Origin of the sequence: Methanobrevibacter sp. (assembly GCF_045220775.1) — an archaeon.
Classification (GTDB): Archaea; Methanobacteriota; Methanobacteria; order Methanobacteriales; family Methanobacteriaceae; genus Methanocatella.
In genome coordinates this window covers 1-7,340 of sequence record NZ_JBGUWC010000156.1, presented here as the reverse complement: position 1 = coordinate 7,340, position 7,340 = coordinate 1, and the positions used below count along the sequence as shown (strand labels likewise).

Below are 7,340 nucleotides of genomic sequence, written 5' to 3'. Positions count from 1 at the left end.
TTTTTAGAAATCATACTATATAAATTAAATTTTAAAAAAAAAGCAGTGTTGAGAGGTAAATAATACAACTATCTCATGAGTATTCATACAACTCTATCAAAATTATAATTAATTTAGTATTGAATCTATCGCTAAATATTTTTATCCACATGAGAAACTAAAAAAATATGCACAACATATAAATAAGGTTCTTGACTGAAATTTGTTTAAGAAGAATAATCTGAGAGGAGTATAATATGGCCAATTATTGTACTAAATGTGGAACTAAATTAGGAAAAGATGATAATTTCTGTACTAACTGCGGAACTAAAATAAATAAACAAAATATACATTTATTGAAAACACCATCAGACAGTATAGAAAAAGAAAAAGCCAAAAAAGAGCTTAAAAAAGTAATTGGTGGAAGATTATCATACAATTCAACTTTTAGTGGTGCATTACTCGAAAACGGTTTGGATATTACCAATACCGGAAACGCTATCAAACAACAGATTGAAAAAGAAATAGATTCAGGCAAAATCAAAAGTGGAGGAGTAGAATTTAGGGTGAATCAATTAATACATGAATACAAAATCAAAAAAGAAGAAGAAAATAAAATATTAAAAACTATTGATGAAATATTTGAAACAGAAGAAATCAAATCAGAAATAAGAAAAAACAGGATTGACCAAATTCATGTAGATTCCATTAAAGACCATCTGCAAAATAAGCTTATTGATAAAAGAGAAAATATGAACGAGGAAGAAATTAAACACTTCATAAAAGCAGAATTAGAAAAAAAGGGCAAAGAACAGGAAAAAGCCAGAACTGCAGAAGCAAAGGAAAAGGCTAGAATCGCAGAAGAAATGAAACGTAAAAGAACAACAGAGAAGAAAATGGGTAATGGAGGCTATTGCGGTTGGGGTTGCCAATATTACCGCGAAGAAATTTTAGACAGTACCGGAGGGATAATTGGCGATTATACTGAGGATATGAGCGGTACTTATTATTATTGTAGTTTAGGGCATGTCTTAGTTGATGGCCGTTTTTGTGAAGATTATGAATGAATTGTTATACTTGATAAGTTTTGAAAATCCAGATCAGATTATTTACTTTTTAATTTAAATCATTAAGAAATAGAGTTAAAAGTTCAGCAAAAATTAGAGTTCGTCAAAGCGAAAAAAATAAGAAAAAAAGGATATTATATAATTAAAACATCCTCTGTATATTTATTAGTATTTTGATTTCCATTAGCTGTGAATTCTACTGTGATTTGATGTTGTCCAAGGTAATCATCAGTAATTCCAAATATTGGAGTTGATAAATCATCAGCAGTAATTTCATTAAATACTAATTTACCATCAACATAAACAAGCAAGTGCCCATTTGTAAAATCAGAATCATATAGCTTGTTGATGTCTCCAAGTCTTAAAGCATTATCAATACTTATTGTTGTATTATCCCTAAGTCTTTGGATAACATGCTGAGCTGTTTTTGCAGCAGGAGCCTGAACTGTTTTCGCAGTGCCGTGTGAAGCAGGAGCATAAGAAGCGCTTGTTACAACTTTAGGAACATCACTTACTTCAGAATCAGCGGTTTCAGCAGGTGTAGTTGTATTAGTAGTATTAGTAGTATTAGTCTCATTACCACCCATCATTTTCATAAAGTAATCGAGAATAGATGCTATGTCAAAATCAGTGGTATTGTTCCCACCAAAACTAAAATTGCCTAAGCCAGTAAAATTACCTAAGCCGCCTATACCCGGTGTTTTGCCACCAGAACCATCACCTGTACCAGTACCATCGCCTGTACCAGCACCAGTACCATTACCATCGCCTGTACCAGCACCATCGCCTGTACCAGCACCAGAACCACCACTAACAGCAGCATCATCACTAAGAGCAGCATCACCACCACCAGTATCAGAACCGCCAGCAGCAGCATCACCATCACCACCACTAGCAGCAGCAGCATCACCATCGCCATAACCGCCATCAGCTACATCCGCTGCATCAGCAGCAACTTTATCGACTGAACTGCTTTGTAGTGCAGCATCAGTGGAATCATCAGTGAAATTTGTTGCACTGAAAGCATTCATAGATAAAGATAAAATTATAAACAAAACTAAAATATATTTTATTTTATTGTTTAACATATGAATTCCTCCCGTTTTTTAATAATTTATAATAAATTTAATATGTATCCTCCATAGAACATGAAATGTTTTTTTAATCATCCTAAAAGATTGTAAAGGGAATATTTAATCCCTTAGATATTTATAGATTAAATATATTCCAATAATTGCGCTTAATACGAATCCGAAAAATCCGATTGCGGAAATGTCCCAGATTTTTGGACCCTTATCTGCCAGGATTGCGATAGATGAACCAATAAGCAATGCAGCTACAATCAATGATATGGATAACTGATTTTTCAAATCATCCAAACCTGTATGGTTCATATTTAATTCAAGTTCCCCTCTTTCAACCTTATCGAGAGTGCTGTTAAGCCTGTCAGGCAAATCTTTTAATAAATGTTCGATTTCAACAATATAGTTGAATCCACCGCCAACAAGGTTTCCAGGTTCGAATTTTGATTTGATCATGTCTTTAGCGAATTTTTCAAGTTCGCCTGTGAGATTGAAGTGTGGATCCAATTTGTCTCCAGCTTCTTCAATGAGTATGATTCCTCTTCCAATCATTACGAATTCTCTTGGAAGAATAATGTTGTGCTTAATCATCACATTCATCAAATCGTCGAATATTCCATCCATCTGATCCATGTCAACGCCGATGTATGAGTTCAATAGGTCGTCAACATCTTCCTGGAACTCTTCAGTGTTCTGTTCCGGTGTGATGATTTTCATGTAAAGCATTTGATTGATTAAATGGTGTGAATTTCCATCCAACAGAAGCAAGATCAATTGAGCGAAGTTTGACCTGAATGTGTCGTTTACTACTCCCATCATTCCGAAATCGATGTAACAGAGTCTGTTGTCGTGGGTTACGAATAGGTTTCCTGGGTGTGGGTCTGCGTGGAAAAATCCGTCGACCAATACTTGTTTTAAGTAGGATTGGCATCCGTATTGTGCAATTTCCGCATTGTTGATGCCTTCAATTTCATTGTCATACAATTCAGTCACTTCATATCCGTCAATAAGCTCCATATTTATGAGCTTAGAGGAACAGTATTGTGGATAGACTTCAGGAATTTTAATATACTCTACATCTTCAAAGTTTTTTGTAATTTTACCAATGTTTTTAACTTCTTCCATGTAGTTCAATTCTTTGAAGATTGACCTTTCGAATTCTTTGGCCATTGCAGGCAGGTTATATACCCTTGATCCTGAAATGTGTTTGTCGACTGTTGCTGCCACTTTATTCAATACTACTACATCAGGTTCAATAACCTCACGGATTCCAGGCTTTTGAACTTTAACTGCAACATCCATGCCGTTTTCCTTTAATGTTGCTTTATAAACTTGACCGATTGATGCAGATCCGAGCGGTTCTTCATTAAAGTCGGAATATACCTCTTCCAATGGCTGTCCGAGTTCGCCTTCAATAACTTCTCTGATTTCATCAAAAGGAGTTACTGGAGTATTGTCCCTAAGCAATTTCAAGTCATCAGCTATATCATTACCGACCATATCCGGCCTTGTAGCTAACAATTGACCTAATTTAATGAATGCAGGACCCAATTCTTCCATTGCATATCTTAAATCTGAGATTTCAAAATCTTCATCATCTTCATTGTTTTTTAATAATTTTGCCAAGTGGTGCCTTTTTGCAACACCCATAATCTCATCAAAACGTTGTCTTGCAACTTTTTTATCTTGTTTTGCCATATACTCAACCCATAATTTCAATATCAAATTTCATATTCAACAGTTAACCATACTTTCCACATGATTTTTTAGTCTGAATATTTTCCCTTTTGTTCATCTAAAAAATCTTAATAGTCAACGATTGGAATATAAAATCAATAAAACATTAATATTTTTTATTTTATTAATATATAAATATAATTGATTTTATTGAAACCCGTTCATAAAAAAAAAACAAATAAATCCATCAAAATATAATCTTCTAAAAAATGTTCAAAATTTCAAAATTAAAAAACAAATAACACTTCCAAATATAATATTCTAAAAAATGTTCAAAATTTCAAAATTAAAAAACAAAAAAACACATCTAAATTCAATATTCTAAAAATTGTTCAAAATTTTAAAATTAAAAAAAAATTCAATAGATTTGGTCCGAAAAAATAATCTTTTTGATTCAAATATGTTAAATGCAATAATATGATGATTAATGAAATCTCCAATAAAAATCGGAGAAATCTTACACAATCATCCGACTATTATATGACATCGGCTAAAGGTTTTATGTTATTGTTTTCATTGAATTTCATTAACTCATCATAACATATTTGCCAATCATCTTCGCTTCCGTATTCAATATAGGTATAAAAAATATACTTATCTCCATTTACTTCCGCTACTTCTAAAACTCCATGATCTAAAGGAATATTACTAGTTCTTATATAAGACATGAGAGCACTTAGTGAGTTATGACCATTATAGGTAGTGTTATAAGTATTATCGTTCCCAGGAACTATGCGATAATCAGTATCGTTTTTCAGATAACTTTCCTGAATAATTTCATCGTCATAATCCCAGATACATAAATGCATACCGTTTTCCTCATTCACAGAATAATACTCGTTGACTTCATCAAAACCATCATTAATTTTAAAATCATTTGCCGCACTTGCAGCACCGATGATTAAAAAACCAAATAACAAGGCACATATCACTTTTTTATACATTATTTCACCCTAACTTTAATATCAAATTTTTTATTCAACAGTTAACCATATTCTCCAGATGACTTTAGTCTTTGAATATTTTTCCCTTTTGTTATATAATGTTATAGTCAACGATTAGACTACTAACAATTAATTAAACAATACTATTTATTTATATCATATATAAAAATATAGTGTTAGATTTAGGGCGAATACCAAAAAAATTATAAATAAATGATATTATTCATCAATAATCCTCATAATCGTTCAATAATTTTGTAAGACCTTTAGTTTATTTAATTATTTAAATAAAAATGCTTAAATATTAGTTAAAATAAAATTTATTCATAAGATTTTGTTAAAAAGTTTCATATTAACTTTAAAAGACGAGTAATCTAAAATAATTTTTTAATAATGAATTTTAGGAAGCTATTATTATGTTTACATTTACAAGAAATGAAAAAAGGGATTTGATTATTGCATTTATCGTGATTTCAATTGCTTTTGCAATATCAAATGTTGGACTGAATGTTCACGGATTCATTTCAATTTTGCCGATTGTTATGGTTGGTGCTGGTATAGGCTGTTTATTGCATGAGCTCGGACAGAAATATGTGGCAATGAAATATGGTTATCAGGCTGAATTTAAGGCATGGCCCTTAGGATTGGTAATTGCGCTTGCTACAGCATTTATCGGTTGGGTATTTGCAGCACCTGGATCAACCGAAGTATATGCAGATAATGTTAGTGATGAAATGAATGGAAAAATTTCCATTGCAGGACCGATGGCCAATATGGGACTTGCATTAATATTTATAGCAATTGCTAGTTTAGCATATCCTTTTAAAGACCATTCAATGACTTTAACATTAATATATTTAATTTGTACTGTTGGATTTTCTGTCAATAGCTTTTTGGCTACTTTTAACCTATTGCCTCTTTACAGTTTAGATGGAACAAAAGTTTTAAAATGGAACGCTAAATATTGGATTATTATATTTGCCGTTGCTGTAATCATGCTCTTAACATCCATATCAATAGGTGCTGAGGATATGGTAAAACTTATTATATCAATGTCAGGTATTTAAAAATTTTTTAAATATAATTTTCATTCCTATTTTTAAAAAAAAAGGTTTATAACATAGAGCATTGACAAACCCTTACTATTTAGGGTTTATTTAATGCATCATGAAATAAACAGCAGCTATACTAGGCAATATTATGATAATTGTATTGACAAACATTCTGAAACGACGTGTTTTCCATTCTTTTGGTGTCAAATCTCTCATTTTTGGAATTTTCAAAACACTCAAAACAATGCCCGCAGACATGAAAATGAAATAGCTGTTGATGATGAACAGGTATCCTGCCCCAAGGAGCATGTCCCATCTTCCGTTTGCAATGGAATATCCGCAGGTACATAGCGGCGGCATCAATGCGGTTGCAATTGCAACACCTGGAATTACGGTGTTCACCTTGTCCTCTCGGGTCTGTCCGATGATTCCTGCAAGTCCTCCGAAAAAGGCTATGAGCACATCAAAGAATGTCGGCCCTGTTCTTGCCAATAATTCAGCTGTCGGTTCCTTAACAGGAGATAAAAGAAAATAGATTGCTGCTGCAGTAACACTGATTAAGATCTGCATTCCAAAACCTATTGTATGCTTTCGAAGAAGTGAATAATCAGAAGCCACACCCGCATATGCTGAAGCAAGAATGCTTCCCATCAAAGGTGAAACCAGCATTGCACCGATAATCACTGCAGTTGAGCCTACATTGAGACCGACTGATGCAATTACCATTGCACATACCAGCACACACATATTTGTGCCGGTGATTTTTCCGCCATCCAAAAGGCGTGAACGGATCTCCTCATTTGATGCGGAATCCTCTGATAATGAAAATATCCTTTTAATTTCATCTTTTAATGTTTCCTTTTGATTACCATCTTCACTCATTTTCTCATTCCATCATATATCATAACGCATAGCATATAATATGCCATCCTATAAAAACTTTTTAAAATGAATCATACTTATTCAAATGTTATAAAATTAAAGTAGAAAAATTTTTAGAAATAATTTAACTTCTAAAAATTTCCCAAAATTAATGTCCTTTAATATAAAGAACAATTCCCGCAATAATAGCAATTAAACCTAAAAGGGACACTAAATCAAAAGCAAATCCCATCAATTTAAAGCCTAACTTTAAAAAGAAAGGTCCTATTGCGAGGAATAATAATATCAAACCTACAAGTATAGCAATTATTCCACCCATTCCTCTCATTGTTTCACCTCCATCCTTACTTAGCTAATGTATTATCAATTAAAATTATGGGTATAATCTTATATATAAACTACATTTTTTAACACCAAAATCCCTTGAAAAAGCATACTCCATCACTTTTTAAAACAGCTAAAGATACAGTTAAACTACAAAATTAGATTTGGATAAAAAAATATTTTTTGATTGGTTCAAATAACGAACAATTTTAAATAGTGTTATATGTCAAATATCTTTTCATGGAAGAAAATAAAAAACAATTATTATATCTG

At 32.2% G+C, this 7,340-nt stretch carries 7 protein-coding genes; 2 read left to right on the top strand and 5 right to left on the bottom strand.

What is annotated here, in order from left to right; all coding sequences use genetic code 11:
* Positions 1-236: 236 nt before the first annotated feature.
* Entirely contained in the window at positions 237-1,046 is an 810-nt protein-coding gene (locus ACJROP_RS10085) for a zinc-ribbon domain-containing protein (protein ID WP_406535340.1), read from the top strand.
* 134 nt (positions 1,047-1,180) lie between these two features.
* Here the strand turns inward: ACJROP_RS10085 and ACJROP_RS10080 are convergent, their stop codons facing one another.
* The 3 genes from ACJROP_RS10080 to ACJROP_RS10070 all read right to left on the bottom strand — a co-directional run bounded on the left by ACJROP_RS10080 (position 1,181) and on the right by ACJROP_RS10070 (position 4,785).
* Positions 1,181-2,077 (bottom strand): hypothetical protein, encoded by an 897-nt coding sequence (locus ACJROP_RS10080; RefSeq protein WP_406535339.1) that lies wholly within the window; start codon positions 2,075-2,077, stop codon positions 1,181-1,183.
* A gap of 162 nt (positions 2,078-2,239) precedes the next feature.
* Complete coding sequence (locus ACJROP_RS10075; protein WP_406535338.1) at positions 2,240-3,826, bottom strand: ABC1 kinase family protein; 1,587 nt, start codon at positions 3,824-3,826, stop codon at positions 2,240-2,242.
* Positions 3,827-4,341: 515 nt separating this feature from the next.
* Positions 4,342-4,785, bottom strand: coding sequence for a hypothetical protein (locus tag ACJROP_RS10070; protein WP_406535337.1), 444 nt, complete (start codon positions 4,783-4,785; stop codon positions 4,342-4,344).
* A gap of 440 nt (positions 4,786-5,225) precedes the next feature.
* Here ACJROP_RS10070 and ACJROP_RS10065 point away from each other — a divergent pair, with 440 nt between their 5' ends.
* Positions 5,226-5,876 carry a site-2 protease family protein gene (locus ACJROP_RS10065; RefSeq protein ID WP_406535336.1) on the top strand — a complete coding sequence of 217 codons (651 nt, stop codon included), beginning with the start codon at positions 5,226-5,228 and terminating at the stop codon, positions 5,874-5,876.
* Between the two features lie 90 nt (positions 5,877-5,966).
* Here the strand turns inward: ACJROP_RS10065 and ACJROP_RS10060 are convergent, their stop codons facing one another.
* Together ACJROP_RS10060 and ACJROP_RS10055 are read right to left on the bottom strand one after the other, a co-directional pair.
* On the bottom strand, positions 5,967-6,743 hold the full coding sequence (locus tag ACJROP_RS10060; protein WP_406535335.1) for a DUF389 domain-containing protein: 777 nt from the start codon (positions 6,741-6,743) through the stop codon (positions 5,967-5,969).
* Positions 6,744-6,891: 148 nt separating this feature from the next.
* Positions 6,892-7,071, bottom strand: a complete 180-nt coding sequence (locus ACJROP_RS10055; RefSeq protein WP_292847607.1) for a hypothetical protein — start codon at positions 7,069-7,071, stop codon at positions 6,892-6,894.
* Positions 7,072-7,340 lie beyond the last annotated feature (269 nt).